Below are 21,301 nucleotides of genomic sequence, written 5' to 3' on the forward strand. Positions count from 1 at the left end.
ATTTCCGTTGTCAGGTTAAAATCCGGTTTATTATCCGTAAATCAATGACGAATTGTAAGAACATCCGTGCTTGACGGCCCCGATGACAGCATCAAAAATGGGGCATCCGTCGCTGCCGAGCCATCTAGATGAAGATCTTCAGATTTCTGCTGGTGTTATCCCTGAGTTTCCCCCTGTTGAGCATGCCGGCCTTCGCCAGCGAGGACGCGGCTGCCGATCCGGCCTCCTCCGCCGTACAGCCAGGCTTCGCCTATCATGCGCTGGATCCGGATATCATCACCAACTACCTTGGCGATGGCAAAACCCTGGGCTATGTGCGGGTGACGGTGGAGCTGATGGCCGAGAATGCCGCCGATCTCAAGTTGCTGGAGCAACATGATCCCCTGATCCGCGACGCCATCATCCGCCTGATAGGCAGCAAGACAGGCGCCCAGATCAAGTCCCTGGTGAGCCGGGAAGAACTGCGCAAGGAGTGCGAGGCCAGGGTCAACGAGCTGCTGGTCAAGGAGACCGGCAAGAAGGCGGTACGCGAGCTCATCTTCACCAAGTACCTGTATCAGTAAGGCCCCTGACGGGGCCGAACTCCCACGTCCCCACCCGTTACATTCACTATCGAGGACGTCATCGCCATGGGCCACAAGACGTTGTGTGAGTGGCGCCGCCACGAGATCCCCACTGACCTCAAGGCGCTGCGCAAGATCCTGCGAAAACCCAAGTTCGTGTGCGGCAAGTGTGCCCGCTGCGCCAATGATAAGGACTACCTGTGTCAGCCGCTGCGATTGAAAAAAGAAGAGTAAAACCAATAGATTGAGTTGCTTAGTTGACCGCCGCCTAACACGACGTCACTGCTTGTTCTTCACCACCTTGGGATGGTACAAGTCGAGCTCGGCGGTCACTTGGCGCAATTTCGAGTCCAAATCCGCGTATGTCTCTCTGACAGACCTCAAGCCACTGGGAATGTGTTCCAACTGTTTCGCCATAACCTCCTGATGCCGCAGCAGTTCGAGATAGTGTTGTCTGAGGGAGAGCAAAGCATTCAGACGACCTATGTCATTGGCCCGCTTGGCTTCCTTCGCAGATCGGCGAGCATATAACGCTGAACATGCGGCGATGAGTGCAGCAATCATGGCCACTGTGGCGTCTACATCAATACTGAGAACTTTTTCCATACAATTAACCCAGCTTGTGGGGCCTCACTGATCGGTCCAGCCGTGGCGACCCTGTTCGAACAGGCGACGGGCCTGCACGTCGTTGGGACAGACACCGCGATACTCCTCCCCCGACCGCCCGGCCAGATAGAGGTGCTCGGGGCGGCAATACCAGGCCAGCCCCTTCTGGCGGCCCTGCTCCCAGAGGGCGACATCCACCTTGTCCCCGCACTGGGTCTGGTGGAAGGCCACCCTGTCGCCGGCAAAGCCGAGCTTGCCGTCGGCCTCCCCCACGTCGCTCCACACTTTTTCACAGGGATCGTCCGAGTTGGAGACACAGCCCCCGAGCAGGGTGGCACAGAGCATGATGACGAGTGAGCGCATAATCATCCTTGGCGTCGTTGGAATCGTTGTTGAGCCGCGGCCTGCTGAGGGTCCTGCCTCGTACAGCGCCATTTGAGCAGTTCATTCTACCCAGCCCGCCGCCTTCCCACCAAGGGCGATGCACCAGCCTCACAAAAAAATCGGGCGGGCACCGGGCCCGCCCGCAGGCGTTACAGGGAGTCACTGATCGTCGAGAGGGTCATAGTCCTGCCAGTTCTCGTCATCCAGCTCCTCCAGCTCGTCTTCCCAGGATTCCGGCTCCCACTCGTCTTCGAGCTCGAAATCCGGCGTCTGCGTACCCATGCTCATTCTCCTTGGATAGTGCACCGGCCTTCAAAGTCTATCCAGAAAAATGGGGCTCGCCAGTGGTCCCGCTCAGAGCCAGGCCAGGGTGAGGCCGACAGCCCGACCCTGGGTGATGACCGCGGCGACCTTCACCCCTGCGCCAGCCCGTTCGGCAGTGGCACCCGCCAATCGGCCTTGACCCGCGCCGGTTCGGCCATGCCATCCCGGCGATCTTCCCCCACGATCGGCCAGTATCACGGGAGATCCACGCCGATTCGCAGTGCGCAGGATCGGATTTTCACACCATCGCGGCAGCATCTGACGGTCGAGTACGATATGCTGTTTCGCTGTCGTTCAACCATGACCTCACATGAGGCCTTCTCCATGAAATACCTGGTAGTACAAACCAAACAGATAGGGGACGTGCTGATCTCCACCGCCCTGTGCAACAACCTCAAGCAGCACGATCCTGCCGGGGAGGTTCATTATCTGGTCATGGATTACTGTGCGGGGATGGCGGAGGGTAACCCCAACATCGACAAGTTGATCGTCATCGAGAAAGCGCGCCGCAACGAGTGGCGCTATATGAAGGATTTGCTGTTGGGGATCCGCCGCGAGCACTACGACGTGGTGATCAACAGCCAGGGCCAGATGATAGGCCTGCTGACCTGCCTGCTCTCCAGGGCCCGGCTGCGGATCGGGTTTGACTCCTTCCCCTGGCGACTCGGCCACAATCGCATCGTGCGCTTCCGACACGACACCGAGCATCGGGGCAACAGCACCCTGGTGGACGACAGATTCTCCCTGCTCAAGCCCCTCGGCCTCGCCAGGGAGGATCGCAACTACTATCTCTGGCTCAGCGACGAGGAGAGGCAACGGGGACGCGAGACCCTGCTGGCCGCCGGCGTCGACCCGACCCGCCCGCTCATCGCCATGGGGGTGAACTCCCTCGGCCACTACAAGCGCTGGCCCATTGACTGCTTCGCCGAGGTCGCCCAGTGGCTGATCGAACAGCACAACGCCCAGATCCTGATCTACTGCGGGCCGGGGGAAGAGGAGTACAACCGGGGTCTCAGACCGTTACTGCCTGCAGCGCTACAAGCCAGCGTGTTTGACCAGATCAAGACCCGCTCGGTACGCGAACTGGTGGGGCTCTTCGCCCACTGCCAACTCTTCGTCGGCAATGATACTGGCCCGCGGCACATGGCACAGGCCATCGATCTGCCACTGCTGACCATAGTGGCGCCAGGTGGCGACAAGATCATCGCCAACCCGGTGAACCACCCGCGCTATCAGGCCATCGACATCTTCGATGCCAAGGGGGCAAACTACCAACTGCCACCTCAGGAGAAAGACGCCTTTGATGAAGCTCTGTTCCGCGCCATTACGCCGGAGCTGGTGAAGACTCGTTTACTCACCCTGCCCGGATGGCAGACACCCACCCCCTGAACGCGTCTGCGAACTCATCGAGATCGAGAGAATTGATCTCCTGCTGCAGCACGTTTTTGGAAAAAATCACGACCGCATCAGCCTGGTTTGGGTGCCATTCGGTGAAATTTTCACTGCCACCACCAATATCGGGGTTATAAAGCCCCAAGACTGGCAATTGAAGCCCCGTCGCTATGTGGATGGTGGCTGTGTCCACCGAAACCAGCCCTTGGCAATGACGCATCTGAGTAAACAGGCCTCCCAGAGAAGGGGTATCCGGTGAGATCAGGATCCGCTCAGGTGCCGACACGCTGGCTTTCAGAGCTAAGGCCTCCTGCTCCATTCCAGCAGGAAAGAGCAGACACAAGTGATGGGGGCAAGCCGCCAACATGCTCTCCAGCATGGGGACTATCCTCTCAGGCTGCAATCGACGCGAGCGCCCGCTACCATAAGGATTGAAAGCGATAACCCTCTGATTCACTGGCCACCACTCTGCAAGCTTTGTCTCCCATGCTGTGTCCATTGGCACTATATAGCGGGTATCTGGATTGGTAATGCCCATTCTGGATAACAGAAGAGAAAACTTGTCGGCGAAGTGCAAGCCTGCTGAAGCCTTCCCTAGTTTGATATCAACGCAAGCCAGACTATCGTCCATTCCCACAATATGAGAGGCATCGACTCGGGTCAGGAAGTAGATGTCCTTCATCTTGAGCTGCTTACCGAGATGAACCAGATATCCCACAGTTCCCAAGCGATGGGCCAGCCGTTTCAATTCACCATAACTGGGGCGCTTGGGCACCTCTATGACCTTGTCAGCCTTGAAGTGTTCGCGAAAGAGTGGCGCGACGTCAGGAGTGGTCACAATCCAGACTTCACGTTCCGGTTGAGCACATCGAATCTCTCTGGGAACCCAAGAGGAGATAATACTATCGCCCAATTTGGCATCCCAGCGTATTATCACTACAGGTCCGTTATCAGATTTAGAGTTTATGTTGACGCGGTCAAATAGTTTGATGCCTAGGTATCGACGAATGCGATCTCTTGCATGTTGTAAAAAGCCTAATATCTGCATGAGCAACCCATTTCCATAAATCTATATTTTGTTTTTTGTTTTTATATAAAAGACATAGTTATAGATGTCATTAAGAAATCGCTCCTTGGCCCTGTAATACTCTTTTCGAATTCGACCGATAACATTTCTTGAAGCTGGCTTCACTCTAGCCCCGATGTCTGAGTCCTCTCCGCTTTGCCATGCCAATGGTGGCTCGACACCATAATTATTGACCTTATGTAAATACTCTTTGTCCATGAAGTCATCGACCGGCCAAAACCATGCTTTCGATGCGGATAAAAATTTTGAGGCGGCAGCCGGAGAGATGATATAAGCATGAGCACAACTGGGACCCGTCATATATTTCACGACTGCATGGCTCTCATCTACCTTCAACATATCTAGCCACGGACCGACCCCCGGCAATGAGCTGCAAGTCCCACGCCCTAGCCGAATATACTCAAACTCTGGGGAAATCCCCTCCAGTTCAATCAAGACCGATTTAATATCATCAGAGAACTCAATATCATCCTCCATGATGAGCAGCGGTTCCCCCAAACGTAAGCACTCATTCCAAAGTGATCTATGGCTTGAAAAACACCCCTGCTCTCCCTTTGTCAGTTCGTGTCCTTTTTCCCACATTCGTTGAGCATTATCATACTCTTTTATCTCCGTTGCGAGTCCGTTCACAGCATCAAAAAATGTAAAATCCAGCCCAAGAGAGGACAATCCACGCGATATTTTCTCGCGTCTGGCAATCGACGTCGCCAAACTAATGACGCGAATTTTCATACTGCCTCCCAAAGACGATGGATGCTGCCATAACCAAGGATGCGACGAAGAAACTGATACCGGAGTTGTGGCCAAAGAACGCCTGGCTGAGGCAATAGTCAATAGATGAGAAAGTGGTAACAATAAGCAAAGCGGCCCCACAATGCACATCGATATCATGAGGCTGGCGCAATTGTCTCCTAACTATAAGTACTGGAGCAAGCAACATGAACAACAGAGAACCCAGACCCAATATTCCACGTTTAGCCATTTCATCGAGAAATTGATTATGGGCATGAGAATTGAAGTTGAAAATAAACTGAGTGATCTTCCCCTGCTCCAATTGTGTCTTCTGTGATTCTCTTATCCCGTGGTTACCCCAGCCAAACAGTGGCTTCTCTGTGAAACTCTGCCAGGCACTTTTCCATAGCTGCAGTCTGATGCCGAGAGAGGTGTTGAGATTTGTCTTATCCATATACTGGCTGATATCGCGCTGCGCCAGCTCAATTCTTTTTTCCACGCCACTCTCTGGCTGAACAACGAAGAAAGCACCACATAGAAGAACGCCTATCATCATAATAAGGGTTCCCTTGTGATACAGGCACTCCTTAAACAACATTGCGATAGTGATCAAGATGACGGGTAGCAGCACCCAGCCACCACGGGAACCCGAGAGAAAGCTGGCGCCCATGCCGGCACAGGTTCCCACCAGCATGAAAAGTGCGAAAGCCAGCTTCCCCTTCTTCTGTGCCCACAACAAGCCACAGAGGCAAAACAATCCCAATGACATGGCAATATTGCCGCTCTGAATTGGCATCACATCGCCAAATGCTCGCTCATACCCCAAAAAGAACTTGTCATGGATAGCGATGGCAAACGCAAAAATGGCTCCAATACCGCAACCCGACAGCAATATATTGAGGCGTACCGGCATGCAGGCCAATAAAGGCAATAAGGCAGCCGCCATCAGCGTCTTGCTTGCCCTGTCAATTTCACTGAACTTACCTCCATCCAGCCACACAGACAGAGACATCACCAGAAAATAGAGTAACAAACCGAGTCCAATGAGCTTGAGTTCCCGAGGCATTGCCCAGGCCTCACGCCGCTTCGCGCACATAAAGTAGAGGCTGGCCAGCAATAACAAGGCGGGCCCATAAGAGTACCCACTTGGCACGGCCAACGACAATGCCCCAAACAAGAAGGCTGACAGTTGCACCACCCAAGGCAAGACTTGGTCACGAGACAACTTAAACAAACCCTGGCGGGCCGACGACTCTGTTCTTGAGGACATGCTCTTCTCTGTTACGGTCTTATTTTCTGAATACATAGTTGCCACGGATCTTGCGCCAGAGCCCGAACACGTCGGTACGGGGGAAGATGGCGATCCGACGGATCTGAAGCGGGTCCTGATGCATGGCTCTGGGGCCGCTGTTGGTGGCCACAGCATAGCGATAACCGGCGGCACTGGCCTGGGCTTTCGCACTGTCGTTCAGATCCCCGTAAGGGTAGGCAAACGAGAGCAGCGGATGGCCGAGCAGCTGCTCCAACCACGCCTTGTTGGCCTGGATCTCGTGAGCTTGCTGCTCGGGTGACAGCTGGCTCAGACGTGGGTGAGTCAGGGTATGCCCCCCGATTTCCACGTGACCGGAGGCCACCAGCGCCTGGATTTCGTCCGGCGTCATCAGGGTCACCGGGGTATCGGGGTGAGTCGGGTGCTCCACGTCCCAGCGGTTGTGATCCTCGCCGGTCACCACGTAGACCACCGCCTTGCAGCCATATTTCTCGAGCAGCGGCAGCATGCGAGTGAGGTTGTCCCGATAGCCGTCGTCCACGGTGATCATCAGGTACTTCTTGCCGTATTGCAGCCGGTGGATGAACCCGTTCTCCGCCAGGTCGGCAAATGTCAGCGTCTCGTAGCCCAGCCACTTCATCAGCTTGAGGTGCTTCTCGAACATGGCGACCGGGAGCCAGGTGCCATGCACTCCCTTTTCGCTCTCGTGCTGGATGAAGCGGTGATACATGATGACCGGCATCTCCCGGCGCAGGGTCTCGACCACGGCATCCTGATAGACGGATTCCAGCCCGGTCACGACGCCTTGTAAATCATACTCTTGCAGGATCCGTTGGCGCACTGGGTCTGGCACCACCTTGGAGGCCAGCGCCGAAGGGATCTGCGCCTTCAGCCCGGAAAAGTCGATGGCCAGATCCCTGGGGCCTATGTCACCGAAGTTGCTGGCCAGCGCCTCGTCCAGATTCTGCTCCGTCACCAACCCGATGGCCTTGGCCTCACCGATGGCAAACGCCGGACGACCGCACAGCAAAGCCTCCATCGCCACCCGACCGGCGCCCACCACCAGATCGCAGCCTGCCAGCAGGGCGGGCACATCGTCGACGTAACCGACAAACTCGACTTTGTCCTGGAAACGGGCGAAACGCGCCGGTACCTGGGTGCCGCTGACGACCCGCACCCGGCAGGCTTCCAGATCCAGCACCTCATCCAGCAACCGGTAGCAGAGCTCCCCCTTGGGACCGCTGAGCCGGCCGATGATGGCAATCACCGGTTTGTCGTTGTCCGGGGCCGGCACGGGCTGGAACTTGTCGGTCTCGATGCCGTTGCGCAGTACCTGGACGATGGCGGGATCCACCCCCAGGTTGTCGATGATCTGGCTGGCGATATCCTCGCACACCGCCACAGCCCGATAGCCCAACGCATGGAAGGCCTTGCGCGAGGCGTGCACCGGCTGACGCCCGTGCACCGTGGTGATCATGGGGGTCCCGGTCAGCTTGCAGGCCACATAGCAGCTCCAGCCGGAGGCACGCGAGTGAGCGTGCACCAGCTGGATATGATGCTTCTTGATCAGGTAGACAAGGTAAAACACGTGCCAGAAACGGCGCGGAATGCTGCGCTTGTTGAAGCGCAGCTTGAACACAGGCCCTTGGGTGGGCTTGGTCAGGGTATCCGAGACATAGAAGACGTTGTGACCACGCCGGGTCAGCTCGTTGCCAACCGTGGTGGCATAGACCTCAGCTCCCGTCACTTCGAGCTGGGAGAGTGCCATCAGTATGTTCATGCAAGCGCATCCGATCGACGGGTGGCCAAGGCCACCCGTCAGAGGGGGATCAAGCCCGGTTCAGCCAGGCCATGTAATCGGCCACGCCTTCGGCCACGGTCTTGAACTCGCCGTCATAACCGACGCCGCGCAAGCGGGTAAGGTCGGCCTGGGTGAAGCTCTGGTAGCGACCCTTGAGGTGATCCGGGAAGGGGATGTATTCGATGGAGCCTTTCTGGTGATGCTTGATCACCGCCTCGGCCACGTTCTGGAACGGCTCGGCACGGCCGGTGCCGCAGTTGAAGATGCCGGAGTGCTGCGGATTCTGCCAGAACCAGAGGTTCACCTTGCAGACGTCGTCCACATAGATGAAGTCACGCATCTGACCGCCGTCCGGGAAGCCGTCGCAGCCCTCGAACAGCTTGGGGTTGTCCCCCTGCTTCACCTGGTTGTTGAGGTGGAAGGCCACGGAGGCCATGGAGCCCTTGTGCTGCTCGCGCGGACCATAGACGTTGAAGTACTTCAGACCCACCACCTGGGAGCCGATCTCCGGCATCCAGCGGCGCACGTACTGATCGAACAGCTGCTTGGAGTAGCCGTAGACGTTGAGAGGCTGCTCGAACTTCGGGTCTTCGATGAAGTTGTCGTTGCGCCCGCCATAGGTCGCGGCGGAAGAGGCGTAGATGAACGGGATCTCCCGCTCGATGCAGTAGTGGAACAGATCCTTGGAGTACTCGTAGTTGACCTCCATGATGAACTTGCCGTTCCACTCCGTGGTGGCGGAGCAGGCACCTTCGTGGAAGATCACCTCGATGCCGTCCCACTCTTCAAATTCGTCGCCGGAGACGATGCGCGCCTGGAACTCGTCTTTGTCCATGTAATCGGCGATGGTGAGGTCGACCAGGTTGACGAACTTGGTGCCGTCGGTCAGGTCATCGATGACCACGATATCGGTCCGTCCTTGAGCGTTCAGCTGCTTGACCAGATTGCTGCCGATAAAGCCAGCACCGCCAGTTACTACGATCATGGAGTTTGCCTCGCGTACGTTGTGGCCCCGTGTGACTGCCTGTTAAAGCTGTGTATAGTGGGCCAATTTGAAATTGCCGAAAAGTTTATCACGGGCCGCAAGGGGATTCGACCTCGATGACTTTTCCCCTCGGGGCCCGGCAGAGGGATCAGCGATGAAGACCAGAGACAGGATCATCCACAGCGCCACCGAGCTGTTCAACGACCAGGGCGAGCGCAACATCACCACCAACCACATTGCCGCCCATCTTGGCATCAGCCCGGGCAACCTCTATTACCACTTCCGCAACAAAGAAGACATCATCCACTCCATCTTCGATCAGTACGCCCGCCACCTGAGCGAGAGCTTCGCCCCGGCGCGCAACCGCGAGATCAGGCTGGAAGACCTGATGGGCTATCTGGACGCCATCTTCTATCTGATGTGGCAGTTTCGCTTCTTCTACGCGAATCTGCCGGACATCCTGAGTCGCGACGAGCCGTTGCAGCAGAAGTACCTCAAGGCCCAGGAGCAGCTGCGCGCCACCGTGGAGGCGCTGCTCAGGAGCCTGCGCGAGGGCGGCATCCTGGCGGTCAGCGACGAAGACCTGCCGGATCTGGGCCAGACCATCAAGATGGTGGTGACCTGCTGGATCCCCTTCCAGATTGCCCAGGCACCCGGCACCCGCATCACCAAGCCCTTGTTGTATCAGGGGGTCTTGCGAGTGCTGTTCCTGCTGCGCCCCTATGTGCAGCCCCAGGTGGCCACACAGATCCACCAGCTGGAGCAGCATTACCACCAACTGGCCCAACCAGCCGGGTGAGATCTGTTTCACAATTGTTTAATATCAGCATAAAAATTTGAATTTATGCGCAGGGATTACAGTAAAATGTTGCCCATTCTAGGGTCTGTCGGCGTTTCGTCGCGACCGTGACGACACCGATCCGTGCGGTTGCACGGCCCGAGATCCTGATTACACAGCCGATACAGCAATGAGGACCGAGGATGTCTAACGGATTCTATCGTCACCTGACCGAGCAGCTCGAACAGGTCAAGGCGGAAGGGCTATACAAGCAGGAACGCATCATCACCTCGGCCCAGCAGGCCCGGATTGCGGTGGGCGGCGAGCAGGTGCTGAACTTCTGTGCCAACAACTATCTGGGGCTGGCCAACCACCCCGATCTCATTGCCGCCGCCCATCAGGGTCTGGACAGCCATGGCTTCGGCATGGCCTCGGTGCGCTTCATCTGCGGCACCCAGGACCAGCACAAGGAGCTGGAGCAGAAGCTGTCCGCCTTCCTCGGCACCGAGGACAGCATCCTCTACTCCTCCTGCTTCGACGCCAACGGCGGTCTGTTCGAGACCCTGTTTGGCGCCGAAGACGCCATCATCTCAGATGCGCTCAACCACGCCTCCATCATCGACGGCGTGCGCCTGTGCAAGGCCAGGCGCTATCGCTACGCCAACAACGACATGGCCGAGCTGGAAGCCCAGCTCAGGCAGGCCGACGCCGATGGCGCCCGCTTCAAGCTGATCGCCACCGACGGCGTCTTCTCCATGGACGGTGTCATCGCCGACCTCAAATCCATCTGCGATCTGGCCGACAAGTACGACGCCCTGGTGATGGTGGATGACTCCCACGCGGTCGGTTTCATCGGCGAGAACGGTCGCGGCACCCACGAATACTGTGGCGTGATGGACAGGGTCGACATCATCACCGGCACCCTGGGCAAGGCCCTGGGCGGCGCTTCCGGCGGCTATACCTCCGGCAAGAAGGAGGTGATCGACTGGCTGCGTCAGCGCTCCCGCCCCTACCTCTTCTCCAACTCCCTGGCCCCCTCCATCGTCTCGGCCACCATCAGGGTGATCGACATGCTGGCCGACGGCCACGCCCTGCGCGCCCAGTTGAAAGAGAACAGCGATTACTTCCGCACCCGGATGAGCGCCGCCGGCTTCACCCTGGCCGGCGCCGATCACGCCATCATCCCGGTCATGCTGGGGGATGCCAAGCTGGCCGCCGAGATGGCGAGCCGCATGCTGGCGGCCGGCATCTACGTGGTGGGCTTCTCCTTCCCCGTGGTCCCCAAGGGCCAGGCCCGCATCCGCACCCAGATGTCCGCCGCCCACACCCGGGAGCAGCTGGACAAGGCGATCGATGCCTTTATCCGCATCGGCCGCGAACTCGGTGTGATTTGATCGCACGGCTGACTGATTAAAACGGGGGCCAGGATTGGGCCCCATTTTATTACCCTCTGTACCCGGCACTGCGCCGTGAGGAAACTGTCATGAAAGCACTCTCCAAACTCAAATCCGAAGTCGGCATCTGGATGACGGATGTGCCGGCTCCCGAGCTCGGCCACAACGATCTGCTGATCAAGATCCGCAAGACCGCCATCTGCGGCACCGACATCCACATCTACAACTGGGACGAGTGGTCCCAGAAGACCATCCCGGTGCCCATGGTGGTGGGTCACGAGTATGTGGGGGAAGTGGTGGCCGTCGGCCAGGAAGTGCGCGGTTTCGCCGTGGGGGATCGCGTGTCGGGTGAAGGCCATATCACCTGCGGCCACTGCCGCAACTGCCGCGCCGGTCGCACCCACCTGTGCCGCAACACCATAGGCGTTGGCGTCAACCGTCCGGGCTCGTTTGCCGAATACCTGGTGATCCCGGCCTTCAACGCCTTCAAGCTGCCGGACAACATCCCGGATGAGCTGGCCGCCATCTTCGATCCGTTCGGCAACGCGGTACACACCGCCCTCTCCTTCGACCTGGTCGGTGAAGACGTGCTGATCACCGGCGCCGGCCCCATCGGCATCATGGCCGCTGCCGTCTGCCGCCACGTGGGAGCCCGCCACGTGGTGATCACCGACGTCAACGAATACCGGCTGGAACTGGCCCGCAAGATGGGCGCCACCCGCGCCGTCAACGTGAGCAAGGAGAAGCTCTCCGACGTCATGGCCGAGCTCGGCATGACAGAGGGCTTCGACGTGGGGCTGGAGATGTCCGGCGTGCCCAGCGCCTTCCAGGACATGATCGACAAGATGAACCACGGCGGCAAGATCGCCATGCTCGGCATTCCCCCCTCCACCATGGCCATCGACTGGGGCAAGGTGATCTTCAAGGGACTGTTCATCAAGGGGATCTACGGCCGCGAGATGTTCGAGACCTGGTACAAGATGGCAAGCCTCATCCAATCCGGGCTGGATCTCTCCCCCATCATCACCCACCGCTTCAAGGTCGACGACTTCCAGCAGGGCTTCGACGCCATGCGCTCCGGCCAGTCCGGCAAGGTGATCCTGAGCTGGGATTGACGCGCCCGGCGTGGCTCCCCGCCATGGGAGCATGCCCTTGCCTGCCCAGCCCCCTGAAACCCGGCGAAAGCCGGGTTTCTTTTTATCTGCCCCCTCTCCCGGCGCAGGAACTTTGTTCGCAGATTGCTTAACACTTCACACACAAGCGTTTAAATGCCTGTAACTATTCGGTTATAATCCCGTCGTTTTCTGGGGATAATAAGAGCCTGCTGGGAGTACATGAGCGTGTTGAAAAAACTGAGCTATTTGCTGGCTGCCGGGATGGCGGCCGCCACTCTGTCCGGTGCCGTCCTTGCCGCCGATGACATGTCGGAGGAGGCCATCGCCGAGCGCATCGCCCCGGTCGGCCAGGTCTATACCGCCAAGGATCTGGAAGGGATCGCGACCGCGGCGGCCGCCCCCGCGGCGGCCTCATCCGGTCCTCGTGACGGCGAGACCGTGTTCAAGGCGGCCTGCTTCGCCTGTCACGACACTGGGGCGGCCGGTGCCCCCAAGCGGGGTGACAAGGCGGCATGGGAGCCGCGTATCGCCCAGGGGTTCGATACCCTGCGCAAGCATGCCATCGAGGGCTTCACCGGCAAGGCCGGCATGATGCCACCGCGGGGCACTTGCGCCGCCTGTAGCGACGAAGAGATCGAAAACGCCATTCACTACATGATCGACAAGCTCTAAGTATTTGAAAGGGCTCCTATTGCAGCCCTTTCAATCCCATCACTTCCGACTACGCTTGATGGTAAGTTTATTCGGGAGTGTTGCATGTCAGTCCAGTCCACCACGCCGCCAGACTCTCCCTCCTTGCTGGCGGTCGTCTCCTCCATCATGGATTTTCCTGCCCCCGGCATGGCCTCCCCCGAGGATTACGCCAGACTGGTCGGGCAGCTGGGCAGACTCTGCCCCCTGCAGCACTTCGCCATGCTGGGGCTGGTCGACGGCGGTCTGCGCTGGCGGCATGAATATCAGCTGCCCGAGACGTTCAAGCAGCAGCTGGCACGGGAAGAGCCCCGCCTCACCGAGCAGCTCACCCGACTCGATGAAGGTCAGGGATGGTGCGTGCAGCCAGTGGAGCACATCGAGGTGCAGTGGCTGCTGGCCCGCACGGCGCCGGAGCAGACCCCGACCCTGCGGCTGCTGCTGGAGTGTCTGGCCAAGCGCCTGCACGAAACCCAGACCGGCATCCAGCTGGCGGGACAGGCCTCTCCCCTCATGCAGCGGGACCCCCATTGGCAGCAGAAGATCGAGAAGATCGGTCGCATCATGCGCCTGGCTCACAACCTGCCTCAGCATGCCCTGTTTGCCCAGCTGGAGGCGGTGCTGCGCCAGATGCTCGCGATCAGCGACATGTTGCTGATCCGGCTGGTGAACCAGCGGCTGGAGCGGCTCTACCCGACACACCTCCCTTACGACGACGACATCCTCCTGGCCCTGTGCCACAGCACCAACAACGTCGAGCGCCATGAAGGCGGCTTCTACTGGTACAGCCTGCCCCTGCGCCAGCAGCAGCAATATTTCGCCCACCTCATCATCAACACCGCCCAGCCCCTGGAGGCCGATGACCGGCTGTTCCTCGACTTCCTGCGCCACCAGCTGACCCTGCTGCTGGAGCTGAAAAAGATCAGACAGCAACTGGATGATCTCAACTCGGAGGAGTCCATCAACCAGCGGCTCCAGCAACTACGCCAGACCAATCTGCGACTGCAGAAACGGCTCAAGCACTACCAGGAGCTGGAGCGGCGGCTCCAGTTCAATGCGCTGCACGACCCCCTGACCCAGTTGCCAAACCGGGCCCTGCTGATGAATCACCTTCACCATGCCATGACCCGCTATCGCCGTTACCAGACCGCGGGTTTCACGCTGATCTTCGCCGATGTGGATCACTTCAAGCAGGTCAATGACGCCCTGGGCCACAGCACCGGCGACCAGTTGCTGCAGGAGCTGGCCAGCCGCCTGCAGAGCTGCATCAGGCAAAATGACATGGTGGCGAGGCTCGGGGGGGACGAATTCGTCATCTATCTGGACAACAGCCAGCGGGAGGAGGACATCAGCCCCGTGCTCAACCGCATCCTGGGGCGTATCGCCCACCCGTTCCGGCTGCAGGGCAATGAGCTGACCATTACCCTCAGCCTGGGGGTCGCCAGCGTGTCGGAACAGACCGCCGATGTCAGCGAGCTGCTGCATCAGGCCGATCTCGCCATGTATCAGGCCAAGCGCAACGGCCGCAGCCGCATCGTCGTCTATTCCGAGGCCTGCACGGAGCATGCGGGGTCACCGGAGGAACGGCTCTTCAGAGCCTTGCGGGAAGGCAGGATAGTGCCCTATTTCCAGCCCGTGATCAGGCTGTGCGACAGCCGGCTGGTCGGTCTGGAGGTGATGGCTCGCTGGATCACCGAGGAGGGCGAGCTCAAGGATGCCTTCGACTTCATTCCGCTGGCCGAGCAGTGCGGACTCATCCAGGATCTGGATCGCCAGATCCTCAGGCGCACCTGCCAGCAGCTGAGACTCTGGCTGCCGGTCTCAGGGGGCGGCCGCTTCAAGATCTCCCTCAACCTCTCCGGCAAACATCTGGCCAGCCGCGAGCAGATCATGCGGCTGGTCGGCATCATGGAGGAGGAGGGGGTCATCCCGGGTTATTTCATCTTCGAATTCAACGAGCGCGAGCTCTCCAGGCAGAGTGCCGACTCCCTCACCTCGCTGCACGAACTCAGGGCCAAGGGGATCCAGATCAGCCTGGATGACTTCGGCACCGGCTTCTCTTCCCTCAATGCCCTGTTCCACTTCCCGGTGGACTACATCAAGGTGGATGACAGTTTCACCCACCGCATGATGAACTCCCCCAAGGATCTCGCGCTGATCCGCGCCATGCGCGACATCTGTCAGGACCTCGACTTCACCCTGGTGGTCGAGGGCATCGAAAACCAGCAGCAGCTGCAGAAGCTCATCGAGCTTGGCTGCGCCCTTGGACAGGGGCGCCACATCTCCCCGCCGTTGCCAGGAGTGGACATCCCCCCCCTGCTGGGTCAGACGGCCATTACGCCCCCCGACGTCAATCCTTCTTGAACATGGCCCTCAGGTTGGCCACCGCCATCTGCCCCTTCTGCTGACGCTCCTCGGCGCTCACCTTCTTCTGGTTTTCCCACTCCAGGTCATCCTGGGGCAGCTCCAGCAGGAAGCGGCTCGGTTCGGGCCGCACCGACTCGCCATACTGGCGCCGCTCCTTGCAGAGGGTAAAGGTGAGCTCGGCCTGGGCCCGGGTGATGCCCACGTAGGCGAGGCGCCGCTCCTCCTCCACGTTGTCCTCGTCGATGCTGGTCTGGTGGGGAAGCAGTCCCTCCTCCATGCCCACCATGTAGACATAGGGAAACTCCAGCCCCTTGGAGGCGTGCAGCGTCATCAGTTGCACCTGGTCGGCCTCGTCCTCCCCCTCGTTGCGCTCCATCATGTCCCGCAATGTAAGGCGAGTGACCACCTGGGCGAGCGTCATCGACTCTTCCAGCTCGTCCCCTTCCAGCATCTCGCTGATCCAGCGGTAGAGGGTGGAGACGTTCTGCATCCGCATCTCCGCCGCCTTCGGGCTGGGGGAGGTCTCGTAGAGCCACTCCTCGTAGTGGATCTCCTTGATCATGTCTCGTACCGCCTCCACCGGATTGCCGCGCAGCGCCTGATCGCCGAGCCGCACCAGCCAGTTGGTGAAGGCCTGCAGCGCACTGAGGCCACGCCCGGAGAGGTGCTGCTCCAGCCCCAGCTCGAAGCTCGCGGCAAACAGGCTCTTGCCGCGCTGGTTGGCGTATTGGCCCAGTTTTTCGAGCGTAGTGGGGCCTATCTCCCGGCGCGGCAGATTGACCACCCGCAGGAAGGCGGTGTCCTCGTCCGGATTCACCAGCAGCTTGAGGTAGGCCATGATGTCCTTGATCTCGGTACGGGAGAAAAACGAGGTGCCGCCCGAGATGCGATAGGGTATGCGGTTGGTCATCAGCGCCTTCTCGAAGATGCGCGACTGATGGTTGCCCCGATAGAGGATGGCGTAGTCCTTGAACCGGGTGCGGTTCATGAACTTGTGGCCCATCAGCTCGGCGGCGATGCGCTCTGCCTCGTGCTCCTCGTTCTTGGCGAACAGCACCTTGAGCTTCACCCCCTCGTCCAGCTCGGAGAAGAGCGCCTTGTCGTAGACATGGGGGTTATTGGCGATCAGGATGTTGGCGCACTTGAGAATGCGCCGTTTGGAGCGGTAGTTCTGCTCCAGCTTGATGAGCCGCAGATTGGGGAAATCTTCGTTCAGCAGCACCAGGTTCTGCGGCTTCGCCCCGCGCCAGGAGTAGATGGACTGGTCATCGTCACCCACCACGGTGAAGCGGGCCCGCTCGCCGACTATCTGCTTCACCAGCTCGTACTGGCTGGTGTTGGTGTCCTGGTATTCGTCGACCAGCAGGTAGCGGATCTTGTTCTGCCAGCGCTCGCGCACCTCCTGATTGCTCTTGAGCAGCAGGGTCGGCATCACGATGAGATCGTCAAAGTCGAGCGCGTTGTAGGCCACCATCTGACGGTGGTAACGCTCATAGAGCTGGGCCATCAGCACCTCTTCCGGCCCGCGGGCGATGCGCATCGCGCGGGCCGGCAGGATGAGATCGTTCTTCCAGTTAGAGATCTGGCTGATGAGGGCCAAGAGCCTGTCCTTATCGTTGTCGAGCTCGGCCTCGGTCAATTCTTTCAGCAGCGCCAGCTGATCGGTGTCGTCGAACAGGGAGAAGTTCGCCTTGAGGTTCAGGCTCTTGTGCTCGCGGCGGATGATCTCCAGACCCAAGGTATGGAAGGTGGAGACCATGAGTCCTCTCGCCTCCTTGCGGCCCAGGGTCTGGCCGACCCGCTCCTTCATCTCCCGAGCCGCCTTGTTGGTAAAGGTGACGGCGGCGATGTTGCGCGCGTTGTAGCCGCACTGCTGCACCAGATAGGCGATCTTGTTGGTGATGACGCGGGTCTTGCCCGATCCGGCACCCGCCAGCACCAGGCAAGGGCCGGAGACATACTTGACCGCTTCGTTCTGATTGGGGTTGAGCTTCATGGGCCGGATCTCTTGGCTTATGATGAGGGGCGGCATTGTAACAGAGATCCCGCAGGCAGCCGAAACCGCAGGCAGGATCCCGCCACTTCGCCTTGTGTTTGCCCGCCATTTTCAGGATCATGACCGACTTTTCCAGACGAGATGAGGGGAGCATGAATCAGCAACAGCACGCCCTGCTGCGTAGCCAGTTTCCGGCCTTGGCGCAGAAGGTCAACGGTCACCCCCTGATCTATCTGGACAACGCCGCCACCACCCAGAAGCCGCAAGCGGTGCTGGACGCCATTGCGCACTACTATCGGGCCGACAACGCCAACGTGCACCGTGCCGCCCACGCACTGAGCGGCCGGGCCACCCGCGCCTTCGAAGATGCCCGCGAGACAGTGACCCGCTTTATCAATGCGCCTCGCAATCACGAGGTGATCTGGACCCGCGGCACCACTGAGGCCATCAACCTGGTCGCCCAGAGCTGGGGGATGAGCGAGCTCAAGGCGGGGGACGAGATCCTGCTCAGCACTCTGGAGCATCACGCCAACATCGTCCCCTGGCAGCTGGTCGCCCAGCGCACCGGCGCGGTGATCCGGGTCATCCCCATCGATGAGCGGGGCGATCTCGATCTGGTGGCCTATCAGGCCATGCTGGGGCCACGCACCCGACTGGTGAGCGTCGCCCACGTCTCCAATGCCCTCGGCACCGTCAATCCGGTCGAGGAGATAGTCGCGGCCGCCAAGGCGGTCGGCGCCCTGGCCCTGATCGACGGCGCCCAGGCGGTGGCCCACCTCGAGGTGGATGTACGAACCATCGGCTGCGACTTCTACGCCTTCTCCGGCCACAAGCTCTATGGCCCGACCGGTATCGGCGTACTGTGGGGCCGCACCGAATTGCTGGAGCGGATACCCCCCTGGCAGGCCGGCGGCGAGATGATCGACCGGGTCAGCTTCAGCGGTACCACCTTCAACACCCTGCCCTTCAAGTTTGAAGCCGGCACCCCCCATATCGCCGGGGCCATCGGCCTCGCCGCCGCCATCGACTTTGTCACGGCGCAAGACAGGGCTGCGCTGGTGCGCCATGAGCAGGCACTCACCGACTATCTGGTGGCGGGACTGCGACGGGTGCCCGGCCTGCGTCTGATCGGTGAGCCCGCACGACGGGCTGGCGCCGTCTCCTTCCTGCTGGACGAGATCCACCCCCAGGATGCAGCCACCCTGCTCGACATGCAGGGCATAGCGCTGCGGGTCGGCCACCACTGCGCCATGCCGTTGATGGAGAGCCTTGGCATCGGCGGTACAATCCGCGCCTCGCTGGCCTGTTACAACAACCGCGACGATATCGACGCCCTGCTGGCCGCCCTGCACAAACTCAGTGACTTCTTCTAAGGCAGACAATCCAATGAACAGCCTCGCAACCTATACCCGGATAGGCGTTGAACCCGACGCAAATAGCATCCGTCAGCAGTTTGCCGCAGCAAACGGCTGGGAGAACCAGTACCGGCTCATCATCCAGCTCGGCAAGCTGCTACCCGCCTTGCCAACAGAGTGGCAACAGGAAGAGAACCGACTGAAAGGGTGCGAGAGCCAGGCCTGGCTGAAGGGAGGAAAAAGCGAGGATGGCTGCTGGCACTTTGCCTGCGACTCCGACGCCCGCATCGTGCGCGGCCTGATCGTCATCGTGCTGGCGGCGCTCAACCACCGGAGTGCAGAGGCCATTCGGACCTTCGATATGGACGGCTATTTCGCCGAACTGGGGCTGGAGAAACACCTGAGCCCATCGCGGGGCAACGGGCTCAGGGCAATAGTGCTGGGGATCCGGGATCTGGCGTCGGCGTAATAGAACGAACTCCTGATGGCGAGACGGACGATTACGCTTCGCTAATCGACCCTACGCTTTCTTTCTCTGCGCGGGCCCCGCGCTCGGCAATCTTCTTCAACACCCGGGACGCGGCCACCAGACCGAAGGTCGCCGTCACCGGCGTCACGGCACCGAAACCGGAGGCGCAATCCATCTTCATGTTGCCATCGCTGGCAGCCTTGGCCTGACAGGTGCCGCCCTTGCCGTCCGGGTAGCTCAGCTGCTCGGTGGAGAAGACGCACTCCACCCCGAACTTGCGGGCCGGATTCTTGCTGAAGTGGTGCAGACGGCGCAGGTCGGAGCGAACCTTGGCAGCAAGCGGATCCTGAATGGTCTTGGCGAGATCGGCCACGGTGATCTGGGTCGGGTCCATCTGTCCGCCGGCACCACCCGCCACTATCACGGGGATCTTGTTGCGCTTGCAGAAGGCGATCAGCGCCACCTTCGCCTTGACCGAGTCGATGGCATCCACCACATAGTCAAACTCCCGCTTGATATGCTCGGCCAGGTTGTCAGCGGTGACGAAGTCATCCACCTCGATCACCTCGCAATCCGGGTTGATGGCACGAATGCGCTCGGCCATCACTTCGGTCTTGAGACGACCGACCGTCCCTTGCATGGCGTGGATCTGGCGATTGGTGTTGGTGATGCAGATGTCATCCATGTCGATCAGGGTGATCTGGTTGATGCCGGCACGGGCCAGCGCCTCTGCGGCCCAGGAACCGACGCCACCGATCCCCACCACACAGACTCTTGCCAGGCTGAAGGAGTGCAGCGCACTCTGACCATAAAGACGGGCAATGCCCCCGAATCGCTGTAGATACTCTGCTTTCATACCACCACCTTGCTTGAGGGCGGCCATTATAGCGGCAACCATTCTCAGGGGCGATGATCGGATGATGACAGTGTTGATGCGAGCGGGAAATGAGTGTGGTGCCGGAAACGAAAAAAAGCCCAGTCTTTCGACTGGGCTTCTTGTTAGTGGCGGAGCGGACGGGACTCGAACCCGCGACCCCCGGCGTGACAGGCCGGTATTCTAACCGACTGAACTACCGCTCCGCATTCGGTTAGCTTTCGCTAAATCATTTGCCGCTTCTATGAGGTGTCATCCTCGCAGCCAGTGATGTGATTTTGCACATCGCTGTTTAATTGGGTGCCTGGCAGTGTCCTACTCTCGCATGGCGAATGCCACACTACCATCGGCGCTACAGCGTTTCACTTCTGAGTTCGGCATGGGGTCAGGTGGTTCCACTGCGCTATTGCCGCCAGGCAAATTCTTCAATCCAGAAAGCTGACGTGAGTAGTGATGCTGCGCTTGGCTTGTCACTATCACTGAATTTGTAAGTAGTTCATGCACTTGCTACAAGTCTTCGAACACTTCTTGGGTGTTGTATGGTTAAGCCTCACGGGTAATTAGTATGGGTTAGCTCAACACGTCGCCGCGCTTACACACCCCACCTATCAACGTTGTGGTCTCCAACGGCCCTTTAGGACCCTCAAGGGGTCAGGGATGACTCATCTCAGGGCTCGCTTCCCGCTTAGATGCTTTCAGCGGTTATCGATTCCGAACTTAGCTACCGGGCAGTGCCACTGGCGTGACAACCCGAACACCAGAGGTTCGTTCACTCCGGTCCTCTCGTACTAGGAGCAACTCCCTTCAATCATCCAACGCCCACGGCAGATAGGGACCGAACTGTCTCACGACGTTCTGAACCCAGCTCGCGTACCACTTTAAATGGCGAACAGCCATACCCTTGGGACCGACTTCAGCCCCAGGATGTGATGAGCCGACATCGAGGTGCCAAACACCGCCGTCGATATGAACTCTTGGGCGGTATCAGCCTGTTATCCCCGGAGTACCTTTTATCCGTTGAGCGATGGCCCTTCCATTCAGAACCACCGGATCACTATGACCTACTTTCGTACCTGCTCGACCTGTCCGTCTCGCAGTTAAGCTGGCTTATGCCATTGC

General features: G+C 59.4%; 20 protein-coding genes, 1 tRNA gene and 2 rRNA genes (1 of these 23 running past the window's edge). 10 read left to right on the forward strand and 13 right to left on the reverse strand.

Going from position 1 to position 21,301, the window contains the following annotated elements; all coding sequences use genetic code 11:
- Positions 1–128 precede the first annotated feature (128 nt).
- Both I6L39_RS05975 and I6L39_RS05980 read left to right on the forward strand, forming a co-directional pair.
- Positions 129–563 (forward strand): flagellar basal body-associated protein FliL, encoded by a 435-nt coding sequence (locus I6L39_RS05975; RefSeq protein ID WP_042077863.1) that lies wholly within the window; start codon positions 129–131, stop codon positions 561–563.
- 66 nt (positions 564–629) lie between these two features.
- A complete protein-coding gene (locus I6L39_RS05980) occupies positions 630–797 on the forward strand; it encodes a hypothetical protein (RefSeq protein WP_216991309.1) in 168 nt (55 codons plus the stop codon).
- A gap of 45 nt (positions 798–842) precedes the next feature.
- Here I6L39_RS05980 and I6L39_RS05985 read toward each other — a convergent pair whose 3' ends face one another.
- The 3 genes from I6L39_RS05985 to I6L39_RS20310 all read right to left on the reverse strand — a co-directional run bounded on the left by I6L39_RS05985 (position 843) and on the right by I6L39_RS20310 (position 1,835).
- Complete coding sequence (locus tag I6L39_RS05985; RefSeq protein ID WP_216991310.1) at positions 843–1,169, reverse strand: hypothetical protein; 327 nt, start codon at positions 1,167–1,169, stop codon at positions 843–845.
- Between the two features lie 24 nt (positions 1,170–1,193).
- Entirely contained in the window at positions 1,194–1,532 is a 339-nt protein-coding gene (locus tag I6L39_RS05990) for a DUF2799 domain-containing protein (RefSeq protein ID WP_042077864.1), read from the reverse strand.
- A 180-nt stretch (positions 1,533–1,712) separates the two neighbouring features.
- Positions 1,713–1,835, reverse strand: coding sequence for a hypothetical protein (locus I6L39_RS20310; RefSeq protein ID WP_302055613.1), 123 nt, complete (start codon positions 1,833–1,835; stop codon positions 1,713–1,715).
- A gap of 366 nt (positions 1,836–2,201) precedes the next feature.
- On the opposite strand from I6L39_RS20310, the gene I6L39_RS05995 reads away from it, so the two are divergent.
- Positions 2,202–3,266, forward strand: coding sequence for a glycosyltransferase family 9 protein (locus tag I6L39_RS05995; RefSeq protein ID WP_216991311.1), 1,065 nt, complete (start codon positions 2,202–2,204; stop codon positions 3,264–3,266).
- On the opposite strand, the gene I6L39_RS06000 is transcribed toward I6L39_RS05995, so the two are convergent.
- The 5 genes from I6L39_RS06000 to rfaD are packed head-to-tail and all read right to left on the reverse strand — an operon-like array spanning position 3,232 to position 9,144.
- Positions 3,232–4,317, reverse strand: coding sequence for a glycosyltransferase family 9 protein (locus tag I6L39_RS06000; protein WP_216991312.1), 1,086 nt, complete (start codon positions 4,315–4,317; stop codon positions 3,232–3,234). The genes I6L39_RS05995 and I6L39_RS06000 overlap by 35 nt on opposite strands.
- A 21-nt stretch (positions 4,318–4,338) precedes the next feature.
- A complete protein-coding gene (locus tag I6L39_RS06005; RefSeq protein WP_216991313.1) occupies positions 4,339–5,088 on the reverse strand; it encodes a glycosyltransferase family 25 protein in 750 nt (249 codons plus the stop codon).
- A complete protein-coding gene (locus I6L39_RS06010; protein WP_254203744.1) occupies positions 5,069–6,394 on the reverse strand; it encodes an O-antigen ligase in 1,326 nt (441 codons plus the stop codon). Before I6L39_RS06010 ends, I6L39_RS06005 begins: the two co-directional genes overlap by 20 nt.
- Positions 6,378–8,138, reverse strand: coding sequence for a polysaccharide deacetylase family protein (locus I6L39_RS06015; protein ID WP_216991314.1), 1,761 nt, complete (start codon positions 8,136–8,138; stop codon positions 6,378–6,380). Before I6L39_RS06015 ends, I6L39_RS06010 begins: the two co-directional genes overlap by 17 nt.
- A gap of 49 nt (positions 8,139–8,187) precedes the next feature.
- Positions 8,188–9,144 carry an ADP-glyceromanno-heptose 6-epimerase gene (gene rfaD, locus I6L39_RS06020; RefSeq protein WP_216991315.1) on the reverse strand — a complete coding sequence of 319 codons (957 nt, stop codon included), beginning with the start codon at positions 9,142–9,144 and terminating at the stop codon, positions 8,188–8,190.
- A gap of 154 nt (positions 9,145–9,298) precedes the next feature.
- Between rfaD and I6L39_RS06025 the strand changes: the two genes are divergently transcribed.
- The 5 genes from I6L39_RS06025 (at position 9,299) to I6L39_RS06045 (ending at position 15,485) form a co-directional block, all read left to right on the forward strand.
- Positions 9,299–9,943, forward strand: a complete 645-nt coding sequence (locus tag I6L39_RS06025) for a TetR/AcrR family transcriptional regulator (RefSeq protein ID WP_042077871.1) — start codon at positions 9,299–9,301, stop codon at positions 9,941–9,943.
- A 182-nt stretch (positions 9,944–10,125) separates the two neighbouring features.
- Entirely contained in the window at positions 10,126–11,316 is a 1,191-nt protein-coding gene (locus I6L39_RS06030; protein ID WP_209795077.1) for a glycine C-acetyltransferase, read from the forward strand.
- An 89-nt stretch (positions 11,317–11,405) separates the two neighbouring features.
- Positions 11,406–12,431 (forward strand): L-threonine 3-dehydrogenase, encoded by a 1,026-nt coding sequence (gene tdh, locus I6L39_RS06035; RefSeq protein WP_043763620.1) that lies wholly within the window; start codon positions 11,406–11,408, stop codon positions 12,429–12,431.
- Positions 12,432–12,650: 219 nt separating this feature from the next.
- The gene (locus I6L39_RS06040) at positions 12,651–13,103 is read left to right on the forward strand and encodes a cytochrome c5 family protein (RefSeq protein WP_042077874.1); all 453 of its coding nucleotides are present in this window, start codon (positions 12,651–12,653) and stop codon (positions 13,101–13,103) included.
- Positions 13,104–13,187: 84 nt separating this feature from the next.
- The gene (locus tag I6L39_RS06045; RefSeq protein ID WP_216991316.1) at positions 13,188–15,485 is read left to right on the forward strand and encodes a bifunctional diguanylate cyclase/phosphodiesterase; all 2,298 of its coding nucleotides are present in this window, start codon (positions 13,188–13,190) and stop codon (positions 15,483–15,485) included.
- On the opposite strand, the gene rep is transcribed toward I6L39_RS06045, so the two are convergent.
- Complete coding sequence (rep, locus tag I6L39_RS06050; protein WP_216991317.1) at positions 15,472–17,484, reverse strand: DNA helicase Rep; 2,013 nt, start codon at positions 17,482–17,484, stop codon at positions 15,472–15,474. The genes I6L39_RS06045 and rep overlap by 14 nt on opposite strands.
- 152 nt (positions 17,485–17,636) lie before the next feature.
- Here rep and I6L39_RS06055 point away from each other — a divergent pair, with 152 nt between their 5' ends.
- Positions 17,637–18,857, forward strand: a complete 1,221-nt coding sequence (locus tag I6L39_RS06055; RefSeq protein ID WP_216991318.1) for a SufS family cysteine desulfurase — start codon at positions 17,637–17,639, stop codon at positions 18,855–18,857.
- Positions 18,858–18,870: 13 nt separating this feature from the next.
- The gene (locus I6L39_RS06060) at positions 18,871–19,308 is read left to right on the forward strand and encodes a SufE family protein (protein WP_216991319.1); all 438 of its coding nucleotides are present in this window, start codon (positions 18,871–18,873) and stop codon (positions 19,306–19,308) included.
- Positions 19,309–19,339: 31 nt separating this feature from the next.
- Here I6L39_RS06060 and tcdA read toward each other — a convergent pair whose 3' ends face one another.
- The 4 genes from tcdA to I6L39_RS06080 all read right to left on the reverse strand — a co-directional run.
- Positions 19,340–20,164 carry a tRNA cyclic N6-threonylcarbamoyladenosine(37) synthase TcdA gene (gene tcdA / locus I6L39_RS06065; protein WP_216991320.1) on the reverse strand — a complete coding sequence of 275 codons (825 nt, stop codon included), beginning with the start codon at positions 20,162–20,164 and terminating at the stop codon, positions 19,340–19,342.
- A 147-nt stretch (positions 20,165–20,311) separates the two neighbouring features.
- A tRNA-Asp gene (locus I6L39_RS06070) sits at positions 20,312–20,388 on the reverse strand.
- A gap of 96 nt (positions 20,389–20,484) precedes the next feature.
- Positions 20,485–20,599, reverse strand: a 5S ribosomal RNA gene (gene rrf / locus I6L39_RS06075).
- Between the two features lie 122 nt (positions 20,600–20,721).
- Positions 20,722–21,301 (reverse strand): 23S ribosomal RNA (locus tag I6L39_RS06080); it runs 2,309 nt beyond the window's last position.

Origin of the sequence: Aeromonas sp. FDAARGOS 1409 (genome assembly GCF_019048705.1) — a bacterium.
Taxonomy (GTDB): domain Bacteria; phylum Pseudomonadota; class Gammaproteobacteria; order Enterobacterales; family Aeromonadaceae; genus Aeromonas; species Aeromonas sanarellii.